The following is a 25120-nucleotide window of genomic DNA, read 5'->3' on the forward strand; positions in this document are numbered from 1 at the left end:
GACGAAGACGCGCTGGCCCGCCGCGCCGTCGAAGCGGTAGACGTGGGCCGAGCGGCCCGGGTCGAGCGTCGCCGACCGGGCCTCGTCCAGGCCGAGGGCCATCGCCGGGGCGGCGGCGACGTCGATCAGCCGGAACGCGTAATCCGTCGCCGTCGCGCTCTGGGGATCCAGGCGGAGGTAATACTCGCCCGCCTGGGTCAGCGTGAACGGGCCGTCGTCGTTATACGCCCAGCCGGAGCTGACGGACGAACCGTCGGGGTTGAACAGCGTGTAGTAGGTCAGCTCGGAACCGGTGGCGAGGCTGTCGAACAGCAACCGCTGGCCGGGGGCGCCGGTGAAGCGGTAGAAGTCGGCCTCCTGGTTCGGCGTGGTCCCGCTGGTCGCGGCCCCCAGCGTCAGCGGGGTGGAGTCCGCGGCCAGGTTCAGCAGCCGGAAGCGGTACGAGCCGGTGGAGGTGGCGTTGCTCCCCCGGATGGTGAGCGTGTACGTCCCCCCCTTGGGGAGGGCGAGAGGCCCGTAGTCGGACGAGTCGATATAGGCCGTGTAAAAGACCAGGCCGTCGGGGTCGGTCAGGGTGGCGTACAGGGGATCGTTGCCGCGGTCCTGGCTGTCGAAATAGACCCTGGTCCCGGCCGCGGCCGAGAAGGTCGACGTCACGACCTGGCCGGCGGCGAGCGTCCCCGAACGGACCGCGCCGAAGTTGTCCGTGGGCGCCGAGCCGGTCCCGGAAACGGTCGCCTTGAAGGCGTAGCCGATCGAGGCGGCGTCGCTTCCGCCCTGGATGGCCAGGTAGTACGTCCCGGTCTCCGGCGCGAGGACGCTGGTATCGCTCGTGCCGTTGTACCACCAGTTACCGGCCAGTTGCCGGCCCGACGGGCCGTAGAGCGTCCATTGCGCCCCGAAGCTGACGTCGCCCCCGGTCAGCGCCTGGAGGTCGAGGGCGATCGTCTGGCCGGCGGCGGCCGTGAACTTGTAGAGGTCGGTCGCGCGCCCCGGGGTGAGCGTCCCCGACCGGTCGGTGCCGGCCGTGTAGGCGACGGCCTGGTCGAGGTCGGAGAGGCGGAAGGAGTAGGCGCCGGTGGCGTCGCCGGAGCCGTCGACCACCAGGCGGTAGGTCCCGGCCTGGGCGAGCGTCACCGGGCCGCGGTCGCCCTGCAGGTCGGCGAAGCCGAGGACCGTCGCGCCGGCGGGGCCGTAGAGGGCGGCCCGGATCCCGGCGGCGGCGGCGCGGCCGTCGAGGTAGAGCCGCTGGCCGGGCGAGCCCTCGAAGGTGTAGGCGTCCTGCTCGCCGGGGGCGGAGATCGAGCCGGAGGCCGTCGCGCCGAGCGTCAGGGCCGCCTCCGAGTCGGCGGTGGCGTGGATCCGGAAGGAGTAGGAGAAGGCCGCGGCGCCCCCGCGGCCGGCGACGGCCAGGTAGTAGGTCCCGGCCGCGGGGGCGTCGAACTCGCCGTCGCCGGAGCCGCCGCCGCCGGGGTAGAGGTAGTCGCCGGCGAGCCGGCGGCCGTCCGGGCCGTAGACGTCCCACTGGGCGCCGAAGGTGTCCCCCGCGCCGCCGAGGTTGTCGAGGTAGGCGCGCTGGCCGGCCGCCAGGCTGAAGCTGTAGGTGTCGACCTCGTTGGTCGGGTTGAGCGTGCCGTCCCGCCTCGTCCCGACGGCGTACGCGACGGTCGGGGCCTGGTCGAGGTCGGAGAGTCGGAAGGAGTAGGCCCCGGTCGCGTCGCCGGAGCCGTCGACCACCAGGCGGTAGGTCCCGGCCTGGGCGAGCGTCACCGGGCCGCGGTCGCCCTGCAGGTCGGCGAAGCCGAGGACCGTCGCGCCGGCGGGGCCGTAGAGGGCGGCCCGGAACCCGGCGGCGGCGGCGCGGCCGTCGAGGTAGAGCCGCTGGCCGGGCGAGCCCTCGAAGGTGTAGGCGTCCTGCTCGCCGGGGGCGGAGATCGAGCCGCTCTTGAGCGTCCCGAGCGTCAGGGCCGCCTCCGAGTCGGCGGTGGCGTGGATCCGGAAGCTGTACGAGAAGGCCGCGGCGCCCCCCTGGCCCTCGATCGCCAGGTAGTAGGTCCCGGCCCTGGGGGCGACGAACTCGCCGTCGCCGGAGCCGCCGCTTGCGCCGGGGTAGAGATAGTCGCCTTGCCACCGGCCGGCTTCGTCGTAGATTTTCCACTGGGCGCCGAAGGTGTCCCCCGCGCCGCCGAGGTTGTCGAGGTAGACGCGCTGGCCGGCCGCCAGGCTGAACCGGTAGGTGTCGACCTCCTTCGTCGGGTTGAGCGTCCCCGACTGCGTCGTGCCGACGGCGTACGCCACGGTCGGCGCGGCGGCGACGTCGATCAGGCGGAACTTGTAGTCCGAAGCCCCCGCCTTCCGCCCCTGGACGCCGAGCAGGTACGTCCCGGTTTCCGCCAGCGGGAAGAGCGTCGAGTCGCCGCGCGCGTCGTTCCCGCTGAGCCAGACCACGTCCCCCGTCGGGTCGATCAGGTAGACGTACGTGCTGTCGCTGGTCCCCTGGCCGTCATAGATCAGCCGCTGTCCGATCGCGCCGTCGAACTTGTAGAAATCGGTCTCGAAGTCGGGCACGCCTCCCTGGACGACCTGCCCCAGGCTGAGGCTGGGGGCCGCCTGCGGCAGCGCGAGGATCCGGAACTTGTAATCCCCCGTGCCGGTGATCCGGACCTGGTACGTCCCCGACATTCGCAGCACGACCGGCGCGGAGGACGGGTCGGAAGTGGTCAAAGCGGAGGAGATCGAGTAGACCGCGTTGCCGGCGGGATCGATGAGCTGGACGGCGGCGCCGGAGCCGGGTCGGAGGTTGTCGAAATAGACGAGCTGGCCGGCCGACGCCGGGTACTCGATCGTCCGGCTCTGGCCAGCGGCGAGCGTCCCGGACTGGACCGCGCCGAAGTTCGACCCGAGCGCGACCTCGGGGGGCGTCACGTCGAAGATCCGGAAGCTGTAATTCGGCTCGGCGAGAGTCCCCCCCGGCCCCGCGACCGCCAGGGTGTACGTCCCTGTCCAGGGCAGGAGGCCCTCGAAGTCACTTCTCAAGCCGGCGCCGGCCAGGTGGGTGCCGTCAGGTCCGTACAGGAACCACGAGCCGGGGGCGTTCGCGGTGGTGGCGTCGAACAGCAGCGTCCGGCCCGCCGTCGCCTGGAACTGGTAATAATCGGTCTCGGAACTCGACTCGAACGACCCTTGGACCTGGACGGGGCCGCTGTTCCCCTCCAGCAGCGAGACGTCGACGATCGAGATCGATAGCAGCGTCCGGTCTTCCAGGCACGTGGACCACGGGGCGAACCTCGCCCGCGCCCTCGCCTCGTTCCGCCGCCGGGCCCGCCGCTCCTGGCCATGCTTCCGATGCGTCGATCGCTTCATAGGGATGCGCCTTCCTCTGGTGCCGAGTCGTTGGTGTAGGGGCCAAGGCCCGCGTCGCGGGTGCCTGGGAGGGGATTCCGTTGCCTCTGAGTCCGTCTCCGCCCTTCGTGGGCATGATTGGGATATTATTAGCCCAGCTTCAGATTCAAGGGATTGATGGCGTTCGGTCTTGTCGAGATAGTGCAGGAGGGAAAGAGTATTGTTGTTGCTTGAACATTTCAAGCATCTACCGCGATTACATGCTGGATTTCAATGGAGCCCGCGTCCAGGGTTACAAGCATGAGAACGATGATGGCGAGTGGTCGATGAAGCCACGTTCGTCTCGGCGGAGACTATGTGTACCTCGCGCGGGCAATCGCGAGCCAGCCGCCGACACCGGTCTCCCCGGGCCGTCGTGGTCGCGTCCGACCGAGGCGGCCTGCCGAGGGCCGTGGCGCGATTCCGCGAAAAATTCGACGGCTCCCCCTCGCCAGCCACGCCGTCGCCGGTTATACTCCCCTGGGTCGAGTCCGCCCTTCGCGGCGGAACACGAGGTCGAAAGCAGTCGCTGATACTCGGCGACTTTCATTCGACCATCGGCGGTCGACGACTCAGGGGCGGTAGCTCAATTGGGAGAGCGCAGCGTTCGCAATGCTGAGGTTGAGGGTTCGATCCCCTTCCGCTCCACTGGCCGACGCCGGCCGACACTCACGGGAAAGAGCGATTGACCCGAGGTATACTGGCGCATACCATCGCGGGTTCATCGCACGGAGGCCCGTCCAACGCCTCGTAAGCTCCCCCCGCCGGTTCGATCCGCCAAGATGACAGGGCCGGCGGGGGGCCTTCCTTAGCCTCGCCATGGCCGACGAGTCACGGCAATGCTTCGAGACCCCCTGGGCGTCGTCCGCCTCCAGCTCGGCATCCTCGCGTCGGTGCTCCTGAGCATCTTCTCGCTCGCCGCCTTCGCCACGTTCCTCGTCTGCGTGGGCGGCGCCTACTACTTCATGCCGGCGTTCGGCGGCTGGCTGTTCCTCCTCATGGCCGTGCCGTCGCTGGGCGTCTCGCTCTACATGGGCGCCCTGGTGCTCGTCGCGACGTTCGGGATGATGAGGGAAGCTTCCAGGAGCGCCGAGTCCGCGAGCGACGTCGCCGGCGAGTTCATCGCCACCGCGTCCCTCGCCGTCGGTACCGCGAGGACCGCCGTCGAGACGGCCGCGATCGCGGTTGACGCCGGCAAGACGGCCGTCGCCGTGGGCCGAAGCGCGACCCGGGCCGTCGGCGCGGCCGTCGAGGTTGCCGCCGGCAAGCGGAAGGTCCCCAAGGTATCCCTCCGGCCCGCCAAGGTACTGGGGGCGATTAGCAAGGCGGCCGGCACCGCGGCGAACCTCGCCGAGGCCGCGGAGCGGAAGGTGGAGGCGAAGGGGCTCCCGGCCCCGGCCGCCGGGCCGAGGAAGACGGCCCGGACCAAGGTCGTGGGCGTCACCCACCGGAACGAGGACGGCTGCGACCGGCAGGAACTGATCGCGCGCCATTGCAAGCCGGGCATGAGGCTCGCCCTGGTCCACGAGGCCGACAATCCCGTCGACCCGAACGCCGTCGCCGTCTACGTCGAGGCCAAGGGCGTCCTCGGCCGCAAGCGGCATCGGATCGGGTACCTGAAGACGGGGCTGGCCGCGACGTTCGTCGCCGAGATGGGAACGGGGCTCACGGCGAGCGCCGTCATCCTCGACGTCACCGGCGGCGGCGAGGGCCTGAGCCGTGGGGTCAACATCCTGATCGAGCTGGGGTGACGTCGTCCCGGTGGACGTGTCGCCTTCTCGCGGAACGTTCATCGCAAGGTCTCCAGTGGACTATAGGCCAGGTATCCAGGGGCCCGGCCGGGTCGAAGGGATCGGGAAGGCTTTGCCTCGGGAGAGGCATAGGTAAGCGGGATAGGGGCGGCGGCGAGGAGGGTGGGGTGTCACAAGCGGCGCGGTCGTCAATCTCCGACACGGCTCTCGCTGCCCCCCCCCCCCTGCATTTAACGCATCGAACGCCTTTGCACGCCGTCCCCCGGGCGGTCGCCACAAGTCGTTAGAGCTTAGGCCGATCCGCTGAATCGGCCCGAGCCCGGATTTTCGGACCCCCTACGCATTTAACGCATTTGCTCCGACGCCCCCCGAGCAAGTGCGTTAAATGCGTAGGGGGGGGGTGGGACGGCCCCGACGCGGCGAACCGCCTAGACGGGGCCTAAGTCGTTGCGCCTCAGAAGATTGGCGGCCCCTCGGGGGGGGAAGTGCGTGGAAGTGCGTTCGATGCGTTAATTGCAGGGGGGGGGGGTGTCGGAAGGTCCATCCCCAGCTTCCACGTCGTGACGGGCTTCGAGGAGCCGGTCACGCCTTTCTTGACCACTCGGTGGATCAGCCCGGAGTGGGTCATCCGCCCCAGCAGGCGGCCCAGGCGGTCGGCCGGCATGTTGGCGCCGAAGACTTCCCGGTAGATCCGCGACTGCGGGAGGCCGTCGGAGCCGGCGTCCTTCAGGGCCTTGAGGAGCTTCTCCGCGTCGGGGTCGCCCAGGCGGTCGCCGAAGATGAACTCGACCGAGCGGACGCAGTAGTCCCACAGCTCGAGCGCCGCCTCCAGGTGGGGCGTGGCGATCTCGAACGAGGCGTCGGCCGCCGCGTAGATCGCCGCCATCCGCATCGCCTGGGCCGGGCCGCGCACCAGCATGTCCCCCAGGTGCCCCGGGCGGGGCTCGTTGAACCTCTTGAGCGCGGACCGCCACAGCTCCTCGGCGTCCGCGTCCAGGGTCATCGGGATCCGGGCCGCGTCCTCGTGGGCCCGCATGAAGTCGGCCGAGCGCCGGAGGACCTGGAGCATCGGCGCGATCATCGACTTCCGGAACGCCCGCCCCCCCCGATGGCCGGAGAGGTCCTTGGAGCGGATCGACCAGCACCAGAGGAAGCGGTTGCCCAGCCCGTTGGCGACCTCGGCGAGCGAGAGCTGCTCCCGGATGGCGCCCGGCGTGGTGTGGCCGATCAGCGAGATGTGGCCCCCCGTGCAGGTCACCGGGTTCTTGCGCGACAGGGCCCCGTTGTCGCCGTGGTCCCACATCTGCCGCAGCACCACCGAGAGCGAGTCCCCCTGGCGCGTGAAGACCGACAGGATGCGCTCGAACTCCGGCTCGTACATCAGCAGCCGCTTGTCCTGGACGCCGCGGACCATCCCGCCGGTCCTCAGCTCCATCTCGTCGCCGACCTCCTCGATCAGCTTCTCGCCGGAGTTGATGCCGGCCTTCACCCGCTCCTTGCGCCAGTCGTAGTCGATCGCGTCGAAGTTGTCGCCGACGTACCCCCAGCCGGTCCCCTTGCGGCCGAGGGCCGTGGGGCCCACGATGCACGCGAACAGGTTGAGGTGGTGCCGGGTCGACTCGTGGACCCAGTGCGGGCCGTGGCCGACGATGGACCCGAACGCGGTCAGCATCTGGAGCAGTATCGCCGGGAGCGACGCCTCGGTGTAGGGGTCGATCGCCTCCACCATCGCCCCGATCGGCCCGTGGAACGCCTTCGCCGAGGGGGGGGTGGGGTGGTCGCGGATCTCGAACTCGTCGTCGTCCCGCGACGGGGTCGTGACCTCGATGATCGTCAGCCCCCCCTTGACCTTCCGCACCACGTCCGTCGACGTGTACCGATTCGAGTACACGGCGTCGAGCGTCTCGGCGCACAGCAGCGCGACCCGCCGCATCGTCGCCTTCTGGAGCACGATCTCGGCGTGGTGACGGCAGTTGGCGACGCCCGCGATCGAGCAGGCGATCTCCAGCAGCGTGTCGTCGCCGCCGATCCGCTCCAGCTGACCGGCGCGCTCCAGGTCGTCGGCCACGGTGGTCGCGTCGACGCCGACCCCCTTCGAGTGCAGGACCAGGATGGAGCGGAAGATCACCTGGTGCGCGTCGCGGAAGAAGTCGTCGGGGGACAGAAGCGAGGCCACGTCGGCGACGAGGGTCTCGTCCCGCGCGTCGGCGGCCATCAGGCAGCCGGCCAGGACGTTGCGCTCGGCCTCGATGTTGGCCGGCGGCATCCGGTCCCCCAGCGCGGCGGCGGGGAAGCCGATCACCGGCGAAACGGGGCGGGCGCCGGGAGCGGGGCCGGCGGGGGGCCTGGGTAGGGCGGTCATGGCTCAGGCCCCCCCCTTCAGCGTGGACCCGGACGTCAGCGCGAGCGCCCGGTAGCGGACGATCGGCGCGCCGAACAGCGGGCAATCCGGGTGGGGCTCGATCTCGACGCCGATCCGCCCGCGGGCGGCCAGGTCGTCCAGGGCGGCGATCAGGGCGGCCGAGCCGACGCCCTTCAGCACGGGCGACGTCGCCAGCTCGTGGAAGGTCGGGGGGAGCTTGCGGGACAGGACCGCGACGGCGGTCAGGATCCGGCCCTCCAGCACCCGGAGGTCCGTCGCGTCGCGGTGGGCCCGGCCCTTGGTGCGGCGGTCAGCGGACATCGGCGCCCCCTTCCGTCTCGTCGAGGGGGGCGGACCAGACGACCAGGTCGGTCCACGCCGGCCAGGCATCGGCCGGGACGGGGCGGGCGACGGGCTCGATCGTCGGCCGGGGGGCCGTCGCCCGGCCGTGGGGCGTCCTCCCCAGGGGCTCGATCGCGGGGGGGGCGGAATGAAGCGCGCGGGGGTCCCTCGCGGCGGGACGACGCCCGCCGCGGCGAATCTCTCTGTCCATGAATGGGGCTCGTAAGCTGGGATCGTCCGCCGTGCCCGATCCGCCAAGACAGGGCGAGGGCGGTCGATCGTTCCGGGTTGTCGGGCATCGGATGGCGTCACCCGAGCCGCTTCAAGGTTACAGCCCGCCTGGATAGGCGGCAACGGATGCGTGCTCGGGACACGTCCCGATCGCACGGGGTTTGCGGGGGGGCGTCCGGTCAGGACCGGCGCCGGGCCTTGGTCTCGGCCTTGGCCTTGGGCTTGGGCTTGGTCTCCGGGCCGGGATCGGGCTCGGCCTTCCCGGCCGCCGCGGCCTCGGCCCGCTTGCGCGTCGGGTACTCGCCGACGATCTCCAGGCCCGCGGGCGTCCGGCGCGCCAGGCCCCAGCCGCCGGCCGTCTTGACGACCTCGGCCGGGGGCGACAGCACGCCCTCGCGCCGCAGCGACTCGTATTCCTTGTCCGCGAGGTAGCGGATCGTCGCCGACCGGCCCTTGATCCCGGGCAGGGTCGACTCGACCGCGGCGAGCTGCTCCAGCGTCTCCTCGGGCAGGGTCACGTTGATGACCTTGTGCTCCCGGCCCGACGTCCTGGTCTGTTTCGGCCGCTTCTCTTCCACGCTCTCGACTCCCATGGCCCCGGCCGCGGCACCGCCCGCGTCGACGGGACACTACCCGCGTAGTCCCCAGCGGTCAAGGGGGCCCCGGGGGATTCCGCCCCCGGGGCCCCGGCCCGTCTGCCGGCCGGCGGGGCCAGCTCGAACCCCCCGCCGCCGGCCGGCGTCCCGGCCTTCCGGGCGGCGGCGGCCTCGCAGCGGCGGCGGTTCTCTCGCCGCATCCAGACCATCCGCTCGGCGAAGGTCCGGCAGTCGTGATAGCTCGCCGGGAGGGCCGCCTCGTCGATCGCCGCCGCTTCCGCCTTGACCCTGGTCGCGTTCATCTCCGGTCCCCCCTCGCCTCGCGTCTCGTGGCCGTCTCTCTCGCGTCCACAACCAGATAGTACCTGCTCAGTCCTCATTTGTCAACGGGGCTCCCGGGATTTCCCGCCGATCCGTCCCGGCGGCCGATCGGGGTCAAGCCGCGCGCGCCCTCGCGCCGATGACGTGTCGTGACGTGGGATGGATATCCACCCGGGGAGGCGAGAGGGAGACATGGAAACGGATCAAGGCGCGAAGAAGCGTGGACGTAAACCCGCCCAGAGGCCCAGGCCGGAGGAGGGGGAGCGCCTGAAGCGGACCATCATGATCGAGGCCGAGGTGGACCTCCGGCTCACCATCCTGGCGGCCAAGCGGGGCGTGTCGCGGAGCGACATCGTCGACGAGGCGCTCCGGGCGGCCACCCGGGGCATCGTGGTTTCGTTCCGATCCGGGAATCCCGGAGAAGAGGCGACGGCCGCGTAGACCTTGCGGCCGCGACCTTGTCGGATGTGCGAACCTTGATGACAGCCCCTCCCCCGCCCCGGCCGGGGGAGGGGAGGGGGCGAGAGACGGGCCGCGACCGCCATCCTGGCCGTCGCGGCCCCCGTCGCGCGCGGGGGGCCCCGCCTCGCGACCGTTGGCCCGACTCTAGCGCCCCCCGCCCGGCGCGTCGAGGGCCGTCCGCCGGACGCCGGCCCGGCGCATGAAAAAACCGCCGCCACCCTCGGCCGAGGGATGGCGGCGGTCGGTCTCGACGGCGGGATCGCGAGCCCCCTCGCGATCCCCGATTAAGGCCCCGGGATCGACCACCCGGGATGGTAGGCCGGCGTCGACCGCGGGCCGTTGTGGCCCCGGGGCTCCCGTCGAGGACGCGCGCATCGTATCGGGATCGGCGCGCGCGTCAACGCCAAAAGGAAACGCCGCCGGCCCCCTCGCGGGAGACGGCGGCGGGTGTGCGGTTCGGCGGTCGCCGCGCGGCATGCGGCGGCCCTCTTGGCCCCCCGGATCGACCCCGCCGCGGGTAGGCCGGACGTCGGCGTCCGGTCGTTCGGGCCCGGGGAGGCACCCGGCCGTACAGTCCCCCATCATCCCGCAATCGGGATAGGCCCGTCAATCACGTTTGGATGCAGTTTCCGCGTTATTCGCCGCCCCAGTTCGGCAGCGTCGCCGGGCTGACCTCCCCGCCCAGGGCGGCCTGGATGAGGGCGTCGGCCTGGCCGGCGACGCCGACGAACAGCGACGGGTTGGCCGCGACGATCGCCCGATACTGGGGGCCCGGGAAGTAGAGCGACCGCGTCCAGCTCTCGGCGTCCGGGTCGTGGGCGGCGGTCGTGGAATTCCAGCCCCGGGCCAGGATCTTGACCTCCTCCCGGGCGTGGTTGAGCGTGATTTCCTCGGCGTAGATCCAGGCGTCGACGACGCGGCCGGGCTCGCGAGGGTCCGGGACGGGGACGTTGATGACGGGCATTGTCGAGGTCTCCAGGGTTAGCCGACGAGGCCGTGGACGTCGGGCTGGAGGCAGAGCAGGACGCTCCCCCCGCCCGCCGACTCGATGACCACCCGGGCGAGGCCGACCTGGTGGCCGGTGTAGCCGCGGTTCGCGATCCTCAGCCGGTGGACCCCGGCGGCCGGGGCGATTTCGAAGACGAATTCATGCCAGTCGGTCCACGTCCCCGTGACGCCGGTCTCGTCGATGAGCACCAGGTCGCCGACCGTCACCCGGAGCCGGCCGTGGGTCGACACGCGGCGGGCCGTGATCTTCAGCCGGCACGGCGACCCGTCGAAGGCCAGGTCCTGGTAGCAGGCCGATTCGGTCGAGCTGCTGTTGTTGGCGAAGAGGGACGCCGACTGGTCGGGCCACGAGTTGGCGCCGGGGCCGTAGACGCGGCACCAGTTGGACCCGACGCCCGGATCCCAGGTCCAGCCGACGCCGGCGCCGGTCGGATTCGTGACGAAGTTGCCCGGCGTGAGGGCCGGGACCGAGAAGTCGCCGTTGACGACGGTCGGGATGGCCATCAGACCTCCCGGCCGTAGACGTCGACCACGAGGCCCCGGACGTCGCCGCCGATCGCCGTGATCGAGGGCTTCACCGCCGCGAGGGCCGGGATCGAGCCGAGGTTGAACGCGGTGAACGCCGTGGGCGCCGTCGTCCCGCCCGCCAGCGTGATCGCCAAGGCGAACAGGTTGGAGCCGCCCACGGTTATCTGGACGCTGGCCCCGGTCGTGTTGACGATCGCCGAGAGGACGACGTAGGCCGGGACGGCCGCGACGGGGGAGGCGACGAGCCGCCCGTCCATCTCGCCCGTGGAGCCGGCCGATGTCGTCGGGGTCGACCAGCGGCCCAGGTGGATCAGGCCCTTGGGCGGGGTCCTGAAGATCCGGTCGTGGGCCAGGAACTGGCCGGACGACCCCGCCGGCAAGCTGTCCTGCTTGCCCGCCAGCCCGGTCGTCAGCGCCGTGGTCGTGGCGTAGCCGGCCAGCGCCGAGGCGTCGGCCTTGGTCGCCAGGCCGCTCGTCAGCGCGGACGTCGTGGCGTAGGAGGCGAGGACCGAGGCGTCGGCCTTGCCCGCCAGCCCGCTCGCCAGGGCCGACGTCGTGGCGTAGCCCGACAGCGCCGAGGCGTCGGCCTTGCCCGCCAGCCCGCTCGTCAGGGCCGACGTGGTCGCGTAGTTCGACAGCGCCGAGGCGTCCGCCTTGGCCGACAGGCCGGCCGTCAGCGCGGAGGTCGTGGCGTAGCCCGCGAGGTCGGCCGCGTCGGCCTTGTCGGCGAGGAGGCCGTCGACCTCGCCCTTGTCGTAGTATCCCGCCAGGGCCGAGGCGTCGGCCTTGGTCGCCAGGCCGGTCGTCAGGGCCGACGCGGTCGCGTAGCCGGCGAGGGCCGAGGCGTCGGCCTTGCCCGAGAGCAGCCCGTCGACGTCGTCCTTGTCGTAATAGCCCGACAGGTCGGCGCCCGCGATCGCGATCCACTCCAGCGCGCCGTTGAGGACCTTCGTCGGGTCGCCCGACGCCGGCAAGGCGTCCTGCTTGGCCGCGAGGGCGTCTTGCGCGTCGGTCCAGTCCTGGGCCAGCGGCACCGACGCGAGCGTGTCGCCGACGGACGCCGTCCCCTCGGACAGCGTGAGCGTGGTCCCGGCCCGGCCCGTCGCGACGACGACGCCCACGAGGGCCTCGTCGGCGTCGAAGACGCCCAGGCGCAGGGGCAGCTCGGCCGTCGGGGCCCCGAAGCTCGGGGCCTCGCTCGCCTTCAGGACGACGGCCCCCGCGTCCACCGCGATGACCTCGCCCCGGCAGTTGTTCAGTCGCAGCCAGTTCATCGGGCCCCCCCCACGCATTCGAGGCAGTCCTGGACCGACTTGTCCCGCCCGTCGAGGGCGCATCGGCCGTAATTGCACCCGCACTCCGCGGCCTCCCGATGGGGGCACTCGCGGGCGAGCTTGAGCAGCCGCAGCTGGTCGCCCAGGTCGGGCCGGACGTCGGGGGCGGCGAGGGCCTCGGCCTTCGCCGCGACGATCCGGCGGTATCCCTCTCGCTGGTCGGCGTCGGGGTTGGCCTCGGAGGTCAGCCAGCGATAGCGATCGTGGCCCGTCGCGGAGACCACGGCGTCGAGCTGGGATGCCGTCACAGGCTCAACTCCAGCGAGACGACCCAGTGAGGCACCCCGCCGACGTAGCTCGTCGCGAAGGACACCGACCACGGCGACGACGTGGCGGTCAAGGTTCCTTGCGAGGCGTCCAGCGTCTGCCATCCGGCGAAGATCGGGCCCCGGAAACACGGGGGGCCCCCCACCACGTTCGGGAAGTAGACGCCGATTTCATCGCAGCCGAATTGCAGCCGCGAGGCGGGCCCCGCGCCGACGGCCGCGGAATACCAGATCCCGCCGCCCTCGTGGACGTAGGCGAGGCTTCGCGTCATTTCCCCGCAGGTGCCGCCGCCGAAAAAATCGTAGAAGCGATGACGGAGCGTGGCGTAAATCGGGGGGCGCGAGGCGAGCGGGGCCGTATCGATGAGGCACCCCGGCGTGGGAGGATCGCACCCGCATCCCGTCTTCAGGCCCTTGAATTTGATCTGGTTCATGGGGCGTCGCAGGTCGCGAAGGCGTGCCAGCCCTTGGCGGTCCAGAGCATGATCAGGTTGACGCCGACGGCGATGTCCTCGTCGACGAGCCGGTTGATGACGTCGACCTCCCGGCCGTTGTGTTCGAGGGTCGCCTTGCCCTCGCCCGGCGCGCCCCACGATCCCGCCGCGATCTCCTCGCTGACGGTCCCGAAGGCCACCCACGTCGGGGGGGCCGAGACGCCCGAGGGGCCTCGTCGCGGCGATCCGACGGGGGCGTTCTCCCACGCGCGGACCGCCTTGCTGGTCCGTCGCCAGGCGTCGACGGTCGGCTTCACGCCGCGAGGTTCAGCCATCGTCAGGGCCCCGGGTTGTAGTCGAAGAGGGCGGGGGGGAGGTTGAAGAAGTCGAAGTCGGCCGTGGGATAGACGGGCACGACCTTGTAATTGGGCTCGGGCGGGCTGTCCGGGTCGTACGACCCGTCGTCCGGGTCCAGGAAGACCGGGTCCGATATCGGCTGGGCGTCCTTGTCGCGGATCTCCTCCGGCTTGCCGGCGACGATCCGACGCTTGCCCAGGTTGGCGATCATGAGATCCCAGCCGGCGACGATCACCTTGTCCGAGGGCGACGTGATCGGGGGGCGGAACGCGAAGGTGTAGGTGACCGTGTACAGGCCGCCCCAGTCGGGGTCGTTCGCCCGCTTGGCGGTGATGTCCTTGCAGAGCACGCTCTCGGCCGGGTAGCCCATCCAGGGGGCGTCGTTCACCCGGCCCTTGAACGCGGTGATCCATTCGGGCAAGAAACCCTGTTCGACCCGCGCGACGGTCGCGATCGGGGTGGGCAGCTTGATCGACGGTCCGGGGTCGAACGGATCCCCGGCGCTGTTGACGAGCGGGTTCCCCTCGCGGTCGTGGGTCGGGTAGAAGTCGACGTCGTCGCTGGACCAATCGAGAGTCGGCATGGCCAGCCAGGGGGCCATGACCCAGCCCGTCGCCGCGCCGCCCCCCTGGGCCCCGTTGTCCTTCTCGGGGTCGTGGGTCTGGTAGGCGAGGGTGACGGTGTAGTTGCGCCCGTCCGTCGCGTCCTGGGCGACCTCCATGCCGGTCAGCCGGGCCGCGGGGTCGCTCTCGGCGGCCGACGCGGGCGGGAGCGGCCACTGGTAGCCCTGGCCGGCGACGAACCCGGCCGCGGCGAGCTGGTCGCGCAGCGCCTTGGGGCCCGTCGCCAGGTCGTCCACGACGGCGATCAGCTCGACCGCGTAGGAGCGGCCGGTCAGGTTCGCCGAGTGCCGGGAGCCGGTCTTCTTCGGGAGGATCGACACGATAGCCATTGTTTATGCCATGAGCCCCACGACCGGGTCCGCGTTGGCCGCCGGGAGCCGCTTGCCGAGGCGTTCGATCGCCTTGACGGTCGCCTCCGCGGCCTTCGCGGTCCGCACGGTCCATTCGTTGTTGACGCCGCCGAACATGGTCCGGGCCGCGATGGACGACGCCTCCTTCGAGCCGAACTCGAAGGCCCCGGACTGGACGTCGCCCCGCTTCTCCTTCCTGGCCTTCTCGGGGGATTCCAGGGACGTCACCGCCTGGGTCGCGGTGAAGTTCAGCGGGGCGGAAGCGGCCTCCCTCGCGGCCTTGATCTTGTCGGCCGCCGACTTGTAGGCGTCGCCGACGCCGTCGAAGACGCCCTTGATGGCCCCGTCGATCTTCTCGACGTCCCCCCGCATGGAGGCCCACGGCTGTCGCATCTCGGCCTTGAACTTCTCGGCCTGCTTCTCGGCCTGGTCCATGAGCCGGCCGCTCAGCCGATCGAAGTAATCCCCGATCCCGGAGGCCCCCACGCCCGTCTTTTCGAGGATCCAGTCGAGGCCCTTCCCCAGCAGCCCCAGCGCGCCCGTCACCGTCGACAGCCCCGTCAGGATGATGCTGGACGCGACGTTGAACGCCATCCCCACCGCCTGCCAGGCGTTGGCCACGAAGCCGAGGGCGATTTGCCAGGCGTTCGAGCCCTGGCCCGACAGCTCGAAGAAGTCGAGGACGGACGACCCCCACGACATCAGCAGGGAGCCGGCCCCGCCGACGAAGTCCGTCACGACGCCCGACCACCAATTCCAGTTGTCCGTGACGGCCGCGATGCCGACGTTGATGACCTCCAGGGCCGAGCCGAACGCCGGCGAGAGCGAGGCCCCGACGGTGTCGGTCAGCGCCTGGACGCGGCCCCAGAACTCGGCCATCTGGGCGGCCGGGCCGGTCGCCTCGCGGGCGAGGGCGCCCTGGTCCTTCGCGAGGCCCCGGGTGATGAGCGCCATGCGGGCCTGGGCCTTCGCCGCGTTGGAGACTTCCTCCCCTTGCTTGGCCAGCCCGTTGGCGTAGGCGTACGCCTTGACGGTGGAGTCGTCGATGATGATGCCCCACTGTTTCAAGGGCTCGCTCTCGCCGGACATGCCCGCCCGGATCTTGCCGAGGGCCACGTCGAGCGGGACGTCTCGGAAGGCCGAGGCGTCGGCCGCCAGCTTCGCCAGGTTGGTCCCGAGCTTGGCGCTGTCCTCGGTGGCGTAGCCCATGCCCTGGAGCAGGGCGCCGAGGCTGTTGGAGCCCTCCAGGAAGGCGTGCTGGTTGGTGCCGAAGGCGACTTGCATCTCCTTGGACGCCGCGATGACCCCGTCGGCCGAGTCGCTGAAGGTCTCCTTCGTGGCGTTGAACGTCTCGTTCAGGTGGGCCGCGGAGGCCGCCGCCTTGACGCCCAGGTAGCCGGCGACGACGGCCACCAGCGACCCGACCTTGGCCAGGCTGGTCGCGGCCGAGAAGGCCGTCGAGACCACCGAGGACAGGCCCCCGACGATCATCCCCAGCCCCCGACTCCCGACCTGCCAGCCGATCTTGGCGAGGCCGCCCCCGAACTGGAGCAGGCCCGCGCCGGCAAGCAGGCCCGCCCGGCCGACGCCCAGCACGCCCCCGGCCAGCCCCGGCAGCCAGGTCGCCGCGCGCCCCAGGCTCTGGATGGAGCCGGCCCCGTACAGGACCGCCTTCCCCCAATCCCGCCGCGAGGCGGCGGCGGCGAACTTCCCGAAGAAGTGGGCCGAGCGGCCGGCCTCCTCGCCGATCTGCTTGATCGACTCGCCCGCCCGGAACAGGGACGCGCCGAGCGTGACCCCGGCCATGACGATCCGGCCGAGGCCCTTGGCCGCGCCCAGGGCGCCCTCGCCCCCGAGCCTGGCGAGCCGCGCCGTGAACAGGCCGAGGTCCAGCCCCACGAGGCCCAGCCGGGCCTTGTACGAAGCGTCGCGGACGGCGATCAGCCCGGCCCGGGCCTTGTCGAGCCGCGCCCGGAGCTTGTCCGCGGCGGCCCCGTCCTCCATGAAGGCCAGGCGCAGGCGGCCGACGCCCACCGCGGCCGTCACCGCGGCCCGGCCCAGGTCGCCCACCTCGAGCGCGCCCCGGGCCATGCCGGAGGCGGTCCCGAGCCGGGCGAGGATCCCCCCGTGCGTCTTCTCGAAGGTGCGGGAGAACGACTCCGCCTGCGCGGAGGCGGACGCCAGGCCGGCCTTGAAGCCGCTGGCGTCGGAGACGACGGGGACGACGAGACGGCCGAGCATGGGTCACACCTTGTAGGACTTGACCGCCCCCCGGATCCGCCCGTCGACGAGCGGGGGGACGATCCCCGGGGCTTCCGCGAGGGTCTGCATGAGGGCCATGGTCATGAAGGGCCGGGGGGCCTGATCCTCGGTCCCGAACTCCACGTAACCGGCGTATTCCTCGGCCTCGCCGAAGACGCCGACGACGAACCCCCCGCCCGGGAGCGGCCGGACGCCGACGTCCGAGCGGAGCGTCCCCTCGTCGACCGGGGCGTTGCCCTTCGCGTGGCCCGCCATCGCGACGGCCGCGGCCCGCAAGGCGGGCCCGACGAGCCCGTCGATCTCGCCGGACAGCCGCCGGCAGTTGGCCTGGAATTGCCTCAGGCCCTTGATTTCCTTGGGCATGCCCTGAACCCCATGAGGAACCGCAGCTGCCGCTGAGCGGGCGTCTCCGGGACCGGCATCCGGAGCACGAACGTATCCAGGTCGACGTTCTTGTTCCCGTGGATCGCGGCCATCCAGTAGGCGACCACCGCCGCCGCCGTGTAGGGGTCCGGCCGGGGGTCGATCCGCCAGTAGGCCATGTAGCGGGTCAGGTCGCTGGACGACATGCCCGCCTCGATCTCGCCGACGGTCCTATGGACGGACGACGCCACGCGGAAGGCGAACAGCGCGGCGTCGTCCTCCCTCAGTTTTTTTCCGCGTCCTCGACGTCCTGGGCCGACAGGGCGTTCAGGTCGGTGAGGGCCTTCATGAACGGCGGGAAGACGTTCAGGCTCAGGGCGTTGAGGGCCGCCTCGTCGTCCTGGGTGAACAGGGGGGCGCCGCTCTCGTCGATCGCGCTGGCGATCAGCAGGCAGGAGGCGATCTCGGCCTCGGTGCGGGCCTTCGCCCGGCGCTCGAACTCGATCCGCTGGCCGACGGTCAGCTCGCGGACCCGGACGGTCTTGCCCGTGCCCGGGATCTCGACCTCGGCCTCGCGGAGCCTGGGGGCGACGGCGAAGAAATCCAGCTTGCTGTTGATGCTCATGCGGGGGACCTACTCGGGTTCATGGGGGAGGACGACGCCGCGGGCCCGACGTCAGGCGGCCGGCGCCAGGTCGTAGACGACCAGGCCGGTGACCCGGATGACGAACTGGCTGGTGGCCTTCGCGCCCCGGGCGTTCAGGTTGGGGTTCCAGCCGGTGATGTAGCCGTCGAAGTCGATCGTGAGGTCTTGCTCGCCCGGGACGGTGATCCGCCAGGGCTTCGTGACGCCGACGATCGACTGGAGGTAGAGGTGATCCTCGTCCGCCGGGTCGAAGTCGATGTCGATCGTGGCCGAGCCCGAGTCGGCCAGGCCGGGGCGGCTCTCGGCCCGGGCGCTCGCGTAGTTCGTGGTCTCCACCTCGGCCGCCGACTCTTGCGGCGGCTGGATGTTGGTGACGCCGTCGATCGGGGCGTAGGTCGTCCCGGTGCCGGCCTTGTTGACGCCCAAGCCGACGCCGGCCGTGATGTATGCCATCCGCGGTGTTCCTGTCAGAGGGATTGGATCTGGAAGTCGAGGAGGGCCTGGCGGGGCCAGGCGGACGACCCGGCGCCGGGGGCGCCCTGGACGTCCACCCCGTTGACGAGCCAGGCGTCTCCGATGAAGACGTCGCCCACCCGCCCCACGAAGTCCGTCAACAGGGCCTTCACGGCCCCGGCCAGCGCGTCGAGGTCCTCCGGGGTCTCGGCCCAGCACGAGACGCGGAGCCGCGTCGTGGAGTGCGAGCGGCCCCCGTAGTCGCGGCCGTCGAACCCGCCGATGAACAGCGTCGTGACCGCCGGGTGGACGGGGGGCTGGGGGAGGCCGTCGGGGTGGACCCGATCGCCGACGAGGGCCCTGATCGCGAGGTCTCGCGAGAGCAGCCACTGGACGGCTTCTCGGAGGCTGGCCGGCCGATGGACGGGGACCACGGATCGCCCGAGCGAGCCGAAGGGGTTCAGCGACCCCAGGGGGCGAAGCGAGCCGAGGACGGCCACGGTCAGCCTCCCTTCTCGATCACGAGGCAGACCAGCTCGCGATTGCGTTCCTCGACGTTGAGGACGCTCGCGATCTCGAAGGTCCGCGAGGCGCCCTTGAGGCGGAATCTGCCCTCGGACGTCACGCCGTCGCGATGGCGGATCGCCAGCCGGTGGGTGACCTCCGACTCGACGCCGCCGCCCTCCAGCGTCTCCCGCATGGACAGGGGGCGGAGTTCGGCGAAGGCTTCCCAGAGGACCGCCGGGACGGTCTTCACCCCGCCCGCCGGCCCCCGGCCGTTCGGCTGGTCGACGATGTACTCGACCCGAGACCGCATGCGTCCGGCCCTCATGGATAGCCCCCCCAGCGGGCCGGCGAGAGCAGGCCGTCGAGGCCGGGCAGCTCGGCGACCGAGACGCCCGGGACGACGCCCTCGCGGTTCTCGTAATGGGTGCCGACGTGGAGGAGCATCCAGTCCTTCAGGCTGGCGGGGACCAGCTCGGCCGAGGCGTAGCCGGCCGTGTAGACCACCTCGACGGCCCCCAGGCCCGGGCGGACGCGCGGCCAGTCGTGCGAGTGGGCCGGCCGGAGGCGGCCGGGGGGGCCCTCGTCGACGTCGTAGGCGGACGGGTCGAGGACCTGGACGACGCCGTCGGCGTCGCGGTAGGAGACCGAGACGACCGAGAGGAGGGCGTCCTCGATCCGGATCTCCCGGACCAGCCGGCCGTCGACGCATTCCGGGGCTGGCCAGCGCTCCAGCCTCAGCGACCAGGTCGTGGGGAGCAGCGTGCGCGACGTCGCCTCCTCGGCGGCCTCGCGCGCCGAGCGGATCAGCCGGAGGATCGCGGCGTCCTCCAGGTCGTGGTCGACCCGGAGGTGGAGCTTGGCCTCCTCCAGCGTCAGCGGCTCGGAGGCGGGCGGGACGACGAGTCGGCGGGCCATTTACTTCGCCTTCCTCTTCGACGGCTTCTCGGCGGCGGGGGCTTCCGTCTCCGGCTCGGGTTCCGGCTCCGGCTCGGGGGCCGAGGGCGGGTCCGGCTCGGGCTCCGGGAACGGCTCCAGGGCCTCGGCGTAGCCGCCGGACACCAGGTCGATCGCCATGGCGAGCGGGACGTCGGCCTCGGCCCCGGCGTCGACGCAGCCGCCGGGGCCGGCCAGGATGGTCAGCATGCGGATCTTCACGTGGGGCTCCGGGGGATGGGGGCCTCCCCGGGCGGCGCGAGGGCCGCCCGGGGCGGGGCCCGGCGATCAGCCCAGCTTGCAGCGCGTGAACGCTTCGGCCAGGATCGGGGCGCCGTCGACCCACCGGCGGCTGATGAAGCCGACCTCGTTCGTGTCGGCGTAGCGCTCCACAAGCCGCTGGATGCGGAGGTCGTCCACCTCGGCGATCCAGTAGTAGCGGAAGACGCCGATGGCCCCGACGTACAGGCCGGTCGTGAACGTCGCGGGGACGTATTCGCTCTCCGCGACCGGGATGCCCAGCAGGCGGTCGGGCTGCCCGGCCTGGACCGACGGCTGCCAGAGGTACTGGTTGGTGGAGTCCTTCAGCTTCGAGATGGCCTCGATCGCCGCGCGGCTCCAGACCCAGCGGCAGGTGGGGTCCGACCTGTAGCCCGGCTTCAGGCTGTACTTCATCGCGATCAGGGTGTCGGCCCCGATCGCCGTGGTGGTGTTGGTCCCGGTGACGTCGCGGGACGTCGGGACGCCGCTGGAGGACGCGGTGAAGATCCCCAGGGGCCGGCCCGTGCCGCTGCCGGTGAGGTAGGCCTTCTCCTCGGTCACGGCGTTCTTGTAGACGAGCTCGTCGCGGATGAGCGCCTCGACGTTGGAGTCGCGGTCGGAGGCCTCGATCGAGACCTTCGAGAGCTTGCTCATCAGGTAGGGCTTCAGGTCGCGACGGTCCACCGCCATGGTGGTGTCTTCCGTCACGGCCCCGACCTCGGACGTCCAGTCGGCGTCGGCCATGCGCGAGGTAAGCCGGGGGACGCCCAGCGACTTCGCGGCGCGGAGGCGCTGGATCCGGGCCAGGCCGCGGACGAACACCATGTCGTCGATCGCCTTGACGATCTCGCCCGCGAGCTGCGTCGGGGTGACGAGGTAGCCGCCCTTGCCGTCGGTCCCCAGGACGGTGTCCCGGAACTCGCGGGGGATGCGGGAGAAGGGGATCTGGCCCGTCGCGAGGTAGTCGGAGTAGGCCGAGCGATACTCTTCCGACGCGCGGAAGTCCGCGGCGGTGCGGGCCTCGCCCTTCGGCGACGCGGCCCCGGCCGAGCGGCCCTCGGAGCCGATCGGCGGCGAGACGCGGGAGTCGGCCGAGTCGAGGTCCGCCTCGGCGGCCTCCACCGTCTCCATCGTCTCGTACTGGTCCTTCAGCGACTGCGCGGAGTCCATCAGCCGATTGATCTCGGAGCGGTCCTCGGCGGTCGGGCCGCCCTCGCGCTTCTGGGCGTCGTCGAGCTTGGTCCGGGCCTGGGTGATCAGGCCCGCTCGCTCCTCGCGGAGCTGCACGGCGGTCTTCATCGTGTGTTGGTCCAGGGGGGAGATGGGGGGGAAGCGAGCGGGGGGGACGGAGGCCTCGTCAGTCGGCCGCCGCGATCATCAATTCGACCTCGGCCCGGAAGGCCCAGGGGTCCACCGAGGCGGCCGCGCGTCGGGCCCCGTCCAGCGAGCGGACGGAGACCTCCGTGGCGCGGTAGGCCGGATAGGCCACGATCGAGACGTCGTCGATCCGGGCGAACTCGGTGATCTCGCGGATGACGCCGTCGGGGCCGGAGCGCCAGAGCTGCCCCCGGTCCGGGTCCTCGTGCATGTAGAACCGGAACGACATCTCGCTCAGGTCGCCGCGGTCGATGAGGGCCATGTAGTCGCGGGCCATCTGCGTGTCGGGCGGGTCGGCCTCGACGCGGAGCCCCCGCGAGTCCTCCGCCAGCCGGAGCGTCCCGTTGCGGGTCCGGCCGAGGATGAGCGACGGGTCGTGGTTGACCACCAGGCGGACGTCCGCCCCCGCGATGGCCGCGGCGAACGCCCCGGGCCGGATGACCTCGCGGAAGCCCCCGAGGTCGTTGCTGAAGCTGTCGAAGACGGCCGCGTAGCCCACGATGCGGCCCTTGCCGTCGACCTGGTCGACGCGCAGCTCGGCCGCGGGGAGGGAGCGGGTGTCAGGCTGCGGGCGGGTCGACATCGGTCGGGCCTTCGGTGGGGGTCGGCTGGACCGGGTCCGGCGCGCCGACCCGGTCCAGCGTCGTGAGGTTGAGTTGGACGGTGTACTTGTCGCCGCCGGCCGACTTGCCGATCGGCGAGGCGTTCTCCTTGCGGCAGACCTGGTCCCGGTTCATCCAGCCGTTGCGGATCGCGACCTCGTAGGCCTGATACCGCTTCAGCAGGTCGCCGCGGAGCAGGGCCTCGACGGTGTGCTCGGCGTAGACGCCGGCCTTGCGCTCGGCGGGGGAGAAGAGCTTGAGCGCGGCCTGTTGCTCGAAGGCCACCAGCCACGGCATGAGGGCCGTGTTGAGGTAGTCCTGGTTGCTCGATTCGAGGTTGGCCAGGTGGGCCTGGGAGTAGTCGCCGACCTTGTGCGGGGGGGCCCGCCACGGCCGGGCGACTTCGAGGACCTGGTACTTCCGGGCCTCCAGCAGCTGCGACTTGTCGGGGTCGATCGTGGTGGCGGTGTAGGTGCCGCCCTCTTCCAGGACGGCCGTCCCGTGCCGCTTGCCGGGCCCCTTGAACCGCGCGTTCCAGTCCTTGATGAACTGGAGCTTCTTCTCCCGGTTCTCGAACTTCTTCGGCAGCGAGATGACGCCGCCCGGGTCCGAGCCGTTGCGGAAGAAATCCCCCTGGAAGGCCTCCTCCGCGAGGCCGACGCCGATGGCCCGCTCGATCAGCTCCACGAAGGACCATCCCGAGACGCCGTCGAAGCCCAGCCCCGCGAGGTGGAAGACCTTCGACGAGGGGAGCTTCTGCCCGTTGGAGAGGTGGTACTCCAGCGCCCGCGTGGCGGGGTTGCGGACGACGACGATCGAGGACGGGTCGATCAGGTGGAGCGAGGCCGGCCGCGAGCCCTTGCGGACGATCTCGGCGTAGCCGTTGCCCCAGAGCAGGGCGTGGACCATGAGGGCCTGACGCCAGCAGATCGCCGTGGTCTCGCCGTCGGGGGAGACGTTGAGGAGGTCGTCCACCGGGTGGTCGGCGGCGATCAGGCGGCCGCCGTCCTCCTGCCGCCGGTAGACCCGGCACGGCAGCGCCGCGACGTCGGTCGCCAGGACGTTGAGGACCGCCAGGAGGGCAGGGAACTTCACCGCCGTCCAGGGGTTCACGACCATGCCGGCCGTGTCGTCGACGGGGGGGAAGAATACCTCCTCCCCGAGGAAGCCGCGCGCTTCCGGTGCCGGCGTCGGGGCGGCGCCCGCGTCCGCCGTGAAGCTGCCGAATGAGGCGGTCATAGGATGAGCAGCTCCTCGGAATCGTAGACCGTCGCGGACGACTCGCCGCCGCCCGACGTCGCCGCGGCGATCGCGTTGACGAGGGCCGAGAGGCCGTCGACCTTCTTGCGCGGGCGGTTCTTGTCGATCTTGATGTTGCCGTTGGAGTCGCGCACGGCGACGGCGTTGGAGGCGTTCCAGCGGAGGATGGGGTTCCCGCCGTGGCTCAGCCGCTCCGAGAGGATGAGCCGCAGCAGCTCCCGCGTGGGGACCGTCACGGACATGATGCCCTGGGAGAAGAACTCGACGTCGATCCCGTCCTCGTCCCGGAGCGCCAGGCAGAGGTCCAGGGCCTGGGCGCGGTCGACGAACAGCTTGCGGAGCGAGTGCCCGGCGTGCAGCTCCTGGACGCGCTTGCGGATCCAGCGGTAGTCGACGACGTTGCCCGGGGTGAGCGTGATGAGGCCCATTTTGGCCCACTCGCGGTAGGGGGCCTGGTGCTTGACCTCCAGCTCCTCGATCCCCTCCTCGGGCAGGAAGAACATCGCGTGGACGTCGAAGCCGTCGTGGACGTCCCCCTTGATCCAGGCGAGCGCCGAGAGGTCGTCCACCGTCGAGAGGTCGAGGCCGGCGAAGATGGCGTCGGAGGGCCCCAGGGGCGTCGGCGGGGCGCCGCAGGCGTCCCACCGCTCCAGCGGGACGAACGCCGTGTCGGCGGCCGTGATGATGTTCAGCCGGAGCCGCTTGAAGACGGCGAAGAGCGCCGGGTTGCGCCTGGCCTCCTCCAGCTCGCGGCGGAAGTCCTCCTCGCGGATGGTCACGCCGAGCGAGGGGTTGGCCTTGCGCCACGTCGCGGGGTCGTCGAGGTCGTCCGTCTCCAGGGCCCGGTAGACGACGCCCAGGTGGGAGATGTCGTCGTAGACCCCTTCGTTGACCTTCTCCGAGTACTCCCGCTGTTCGTGCCAGACCCCGTCGGCCGACTCGCCGGCGGTGGTGATCGAGCCAAGGATGGGCTGGGTCCGCGCGGCCGAGCCGTAGGCGAACACGTCCCACATGTCCCGCTTCTTCTGGCGGTGCAGCTCGTCGAAGACGACGTGGGAGGGGTTGGCCCCGTCCTTGGAGGCGACGTCGGCCGAGTTGGCCTGGATGACGCCGTGGTTCAGCTCGCAGGCGGCCCGCTTCTTCGGCTTCCAGAGGCGGAACATCGGCCGGAGGACGTCGGGCGACGCCTCGATCATCCGGGCCGCCTCGTCGAAGATGATGCCGGCCTGGCTGCGGTCCACGGCGTTGACGTGGATCTCCGGCGCCGACTCCCCGTCCAGCAGGCAGAAGACGAGGATCAGCGCGCTGAGCATGGTCGACTTGCCGTTCTTCTTGGCGACCTCAAGGTAGAACCGGCGGAACCTTCGCGTGCCGTCCGGGTTCCGCCACCCGAACAGTCGCATCAAAAAGTCCTTCTGCCAGTCGAGGAGCCGAAGCGGTTTCCCACCCCACCGGCCCTTGGATTGCCGGCAGTGGGCCTCGATGAAGGCGATGGCCTTCAGGCCCGGCGTCTCGTCGAACCAGCAGCCCTTCCCGACCGCCAGGCGGTCGGAGGCGTTGCGGATCCACTTCGGGTCCGGCGCCGTCCGTCGCTGTGTCTGATCCACGATGGTTCATGTTCGGTCGGTCGACCTTTGGAGGGGAGGGGCCGAGGGGTCAGCCCGCGTCGGTCATGAGGAAGTCCGCCAGCGGGTTCGCCGGCGTCTCGGCCTTCGCCGCGACGCGGGAGCGGGAGCTGGGGGTGAGCCCGAACTCCACCAGCATCCGCCGGTAGAGGTCCCGGGCCTTGTAGTCGAGCGGGTCCAGCCGGATGAGCGCGTGGGCCTCGCAGAGCAGGGCGAGGGCCGGCCGGTCCCCCTCGGTGAGCAGCCCCACCGAGGCGAGCATCGGGGCCAGCTCGTCCCAGTGCTCGCGCGCGAAGTCGAGGCCGTCGGAGTCGCAACAGAAATGGTCGGGCGGGTCGAGGTCGGCCTCCGGGAGCCGGGGCTCGGCCCGGTTGATGCGGTCGGCCCGGTCGCCGTCGAGGATCTTCAGGGCGGTCGGCTTGGGCTTGCGGCCTCTCATCGATCGGAGCCCCCCGGGGTTGATTCGCCAATTTCGTCACGGCGCG

The 25120-nt window shown here is 71.3% G+C and carries 28 protein-coding genes and 1 tRNA gene; 3 read left to right on the forward strand and 26 right to left on the reverse strand.

Annotation, left to right across the window (positions count from 1 at the left end; translation table 11 throughout):
• The coding region (locus tag WG209_RS12395; protein WP_337175361.1) for a pre-peptidase C-terminal domain-containing protein at positions 1 to 3363 on the reverse strand (3363 nt) is incomplete at its 3' end.
• 593 nt (positions 3364 to 3956) lie between these two features.
• Between WG209_RS12395 and WG209_RS12400 the strand changes: the two genes are divergently transcribed.
• Positions 3957 to 4029, forward strand: a tRNA-Ala gene (locus tag WG209_RS12400).
• 191 nt (positions 4030 to 4220) lie between these two features.
• Positions 4221 to 5132 (forward strand): HIRAN domain-containing protein, encoded by a 912-nt coding sequence (locus tag WG209_RS12405; protein ID WP_337175362.1) that lies wholly within the window; start codon positions 4221 to 4223, stop codon positions 5130 to 5132.
• A 454-nt stretch (positions 5133 to 5586) separates the two neighbouring features.
• Here the strand turns inward: WG209_RS12405 and WG209_RS12410 are convergent, their stop codons facing one another.
• The 4 genes from WG209_RS12410 to WG209_RS12425 all read right to left on the reverse strand — a co-directional run bounded on the left by WG209_RS12410 (position 5587) and on the right by WG209_RS12425 (position 8645).
• On the reverse strand, positions 5587 to 7494 hold the full coding sequence (locus tag WG209_RS12410) for a DnaB-like helicase N-terminal domain-containing protein (protein WP_337175363.1): 1908 nt from the start codon (positions 7492 to 7494) through the stop codon (positions 5587 to 5589).
• Between the two features lie 3 nt (positions 7495 to 7497).
• Complete coding sequence (locus tag WG209_RS12415; protein WP_337175364.1) at positions 7498 to 7815, reverse strand: hypothetical protein; 318 nt, start codon at positions 7813 to 7815, stop codon at positions 7498 to 7500.
• Positions 7805 to 8047 (reverse strand): hypothetical protein, encoded by a 243-nt coding sequence (locus WG209_RS12420; protein WP_337175365.1) that lies wholly within the window; start codon positions 8045 to 8047, stop codon positions 7805 to 7807. Before WG209_RS12420 ends, WG209_RS12415 begins: the two co-directional genes overlap by 11 nt.
• 199 nt (positions 8048 to 8246) lie before the next feature.
• A complete protein-coding gene (locus WG209_RS12425) occupies positions 8247 to 8645 on the reverse strand; it encodes a hypothetical protein (protein ID WP_337175366.1) in 399 nt (132 codons plus the stop codon).
• Positions 8646 to 9176: 531 nt separating this feature from the next.
• Between WG209_RS12425 and WG209_RS12430 the strand changes: the two genes are divergently transcribed.
• Complete coding sequence (locus WG209_RS12430) at positions 9177 to 9425, forward strand: hypothetical protein (protein WP_337175367.1); 249 nt, start codon at positions 9177 to 9179, stop codon at positions 9423 to 9425.
• Positions 9426 to 10080: 655 nt separating this feature from the next.
• Here WG209_RS12430 and WG209_RS12435 read toward each other — a convergent pair.
• The 21 genes from WG209_RS12435 to WG209_RS12535 all read right to left on the reverse strand — a co-directional run bounded on the left by WG209_RS12435 (position 10081) and on the right by WG209_RS12535 (position 25074).
• Positions 10081 to 10410, reverse strand: coding sequence for a hypothetical protein (locus WG209_RS12435; RefSeq protein ID WP_337175368.1), 330 nt, complete (start codon positions 10408 to 10410; stop codon positions 10081 to 10083).
• Between the two features lie 17 nt (positions 10411 to 10427).
• Positions 10428 to 10958, reverse strand: coding sequence for a hypothetical protein (locus WG209_RS12440; protein ID WP_337175369.1), 531 nt, complete (start codon positions 10956 to 10958; stop codon positions 10428 to 10430).
• A complete protein-coding gene (locus WG209_RS12445; RefSeq protein ID WP_337175370.1) occupies positions 10958 to 12256 on the reverse strand; it encodes a hypothetical protein in 1299 nt (432 codons plus the stop codon). Before WG209_RS12445 ends, WG209_RS12440 begins: the two co-directional genes overlap by 1 nt.
• On the reverse strand, positions 12253 to 12564 hold the full coding sequence (locus WG209_RS12450) for a hypothetical protein (RefSeq protein WP_337175371.1): 312 nt from the start codon (positions 12562 to 12564) through the stop codon (positions 12253 to 12255). The genes WG209_RS12445 and WG209_RS12450 overlap by 4 nt, the downstream gene beginning before the upstream one ends.
• Positions 12561 to 13016: a hypothetical protein gene (locus WG209_RS12455; protein WP_337175372.1), complete on the reverse strand. Its 456-nt coding sequence runs from the start codon at positions 13014 to 13016 to the stop codon at positions 12561 to 12563. The genes WG209_RS12450 and WG209_RS12455 overlap by 4 nt, the downstream gene beginning before the upstream one ends.
• Positions 13013 to 13351, reverse strand: coding sequence for a hypothetical protein (locus WG209_RS12460; protein WP_337175373.1), 339 nt, complete (start codon positions 13349 to 13351; stop codon positions 13013 to 13015). The genes WG209_RS12455 and WG209_RS12460 overlap by 4 nt, the downstream gene beginning before the upstream one ends.
• Before the next feature lie 2 nt (positions 13352 to 13353).
• The gene (locus WG209_RS12465; protein ID WP_337175374.1) at positions 13354 to 14316 is read right to left on the reverse strand and encodes a hypothetical protein; all 963 of its coding nucleotides are present in this window, start codon (positions 14314 to 14316) and stop codon (positions 13354 to 13356) included.
• A gap of 12 nt (positions 14317 to 14328) precedes the next feature.
• On the reverse strand, positions 14329 to 16587 hold the full coding sequence (locus WG209_RS12470) for a hypothetical protein (RefSeq protein WP_337175375.1): 2259 nt from the start codon (positions 16585 to 16587) through the stop codon (positions 14329 to 14331).
• A gap of 3 nt (positions 16588 to 16590) precedes the next feature.
• Positions 16591 to 16971 carry an HK97-gp10 family putative phage morphogenesis protein gene (locus tag WG209_RS12475; protein WP_337175376.1) on the reverse strand — a complete coding sequence of 127 codons (381 nt, stop codon included), beginning with the start codon at positions 16969 to 16971 and terminating at the stop codon, positions 16591 to 16593.
• Positions 16947 to 17177 carry a hypothetical protein gene (locus WG209_RS12480; RefSeq protein WP_337175377.1) on the reverse strand — a complete coding sequence of 77 codons (231 nt, stop codon included), beginning with the start codon at positions 17175 to 17177 and terminating at the stop codon, positions 16947 to 16949. The genes WG209_RS12475 and WG209_RS12480 overlap by 25 nt, the downstream gene beginning before the upstream one ends.
• 77 nt (positions 17178 to 17254) lie before the next feature.
• Positions 17255 to 17596: a hypothetical protein gene (locus tag WG209_RS12485; RefSeq protein WP_337175378.1), complete on the reverse strand. Its 342-nt coding sequence runs from the start codon at positions 17594 to 17596 to the stop codon at positions 17255 to 17257.
• Between the two features lie 51 nt (positions 17597 to 17647).
• Positions 17648 to 18070, reverse strand: coding sequence for a hypothetical protein (locus tag WG209_RS12490; RefSeq protein WP_337175379.1), 423 nt, complete (start codon positions 18068 to 18070; stop codon positions 17648 to 17650).
• Positions 18071 to 18084: 14 nt separating this feature from the next.
• Entirely contained in the window at positions 18085 to 18570 is a 486-nt protein-coding gene (locus WG209_RS12495) for a DUF3168 domain-containing protein (RefSeq protein ID WP_337175380.1), read from the reverse strand.
• Positions 18571 to 18572: 2 nt separating this feature from the next.
• Positions 18573 to 18887: a phage head closure protein gene (locus WG209_RS12500; RefSeq protein ID WP_337175381.1), complete on the reverse strand. Its 315-nt coding sequence runs from the start codon at positions 18885 to 18887 to the stop codon at positions 18573 to 18575.
• Positions 18888 to 18898: 11 nt separating this feature from the next.
• Positions 18899 to 19492, reverse strand: coding sequence for a head-tail connector protein (locus WG209_RS12505; RefSeq protein ID WP_337175382.1), 594 nt, complete (start codon positions 19490 to 19492; stop codon positions 18899 to 18901).
• Positions 19493 to 19732: a hypothetical protein gene (locus tag WG209_RS12510; protein ID WP_337175383.1), complete on the reverse strand. Its 240-nt coding sequence runs from the start codon at positions 19730 to 19732 to the stop codon at positions 19493 to 19495.
• 66 nt (positions 19733 to 19798) lie between these two features.
• On the reverse strand, positions 19799 to 21070 hold the full coding sequence (locus WG209_RS12515; RefSeq protein ID WP_337175384.1) for a phage major capsid protein: 1272 nt from the start codon (positions 21068 to 21070) through the stop codon (positions 19799 to 19801).
• A gap of 58 nt (positions 21071 to 21128) precedes the next feature.
• Positions 21129 to 21731, reverse strand: a complete 603-nt coding sequence (locus WG209_RS12520) for an HK97 family phage prohead protease (RefSeq protein WP_337175385.1) — start codon at positions 21729 to 21731, stop codon at positions 21129 to 21131.
• On the reverse strand, positions 21709 to 22989 hold the full coding sequence (locus tag WG209_RS12525) for a phage portal protein (protein WP_337175386.1): 1281 nt from the start codon (positions 22987 to 22989) through the stop codon (positions 21709 to 21711). The genes WG209_RS12520 and WG209_RS12525 overlap by 23 nt, the downstream gene beginning before the upstream one ends.
• Complete coding sequence (locus WG209_RS12530) at positions 22986 to 24617, reverse strand: terminase large subunit (RefSeq protein ID WP_337175387.1); 1632 nt, start codon at positions 24615 to 24617, stop codon at positions 22986 to 22988. The genes WG209_RS12525 and WG209_RS12530 overlap by 4 nt, the downstream gene beginning before the upstream one ends.
• A 49-nt stretch (positions 24618 to 24666) precedes the next feature.
• Positions 24667 to 25074 carry a P27 family phage terminase small subunit gene (locus WG209_RS12535; RefSeq protein WP_337175388.1) on the reverse strand — a complete coding sequence of 136 codons (408 nt, stop codon included), beginning with the start codon at positions 25072 to 25074 and terminating at the stop codon, positions 24667 to 24669.
• Positions 25075 to 25120 lie beyond the last annotated feature (46 nt).

This window comes from Paludisphaera sp. (genome assembly GCF_037189885.1).
Taxonomy (GTDB): domain Bacteria; phylum Planctomycetota; class Planctomycetia; order Isosphaerales; family Isosphaeraceae; genus Paludisphaera.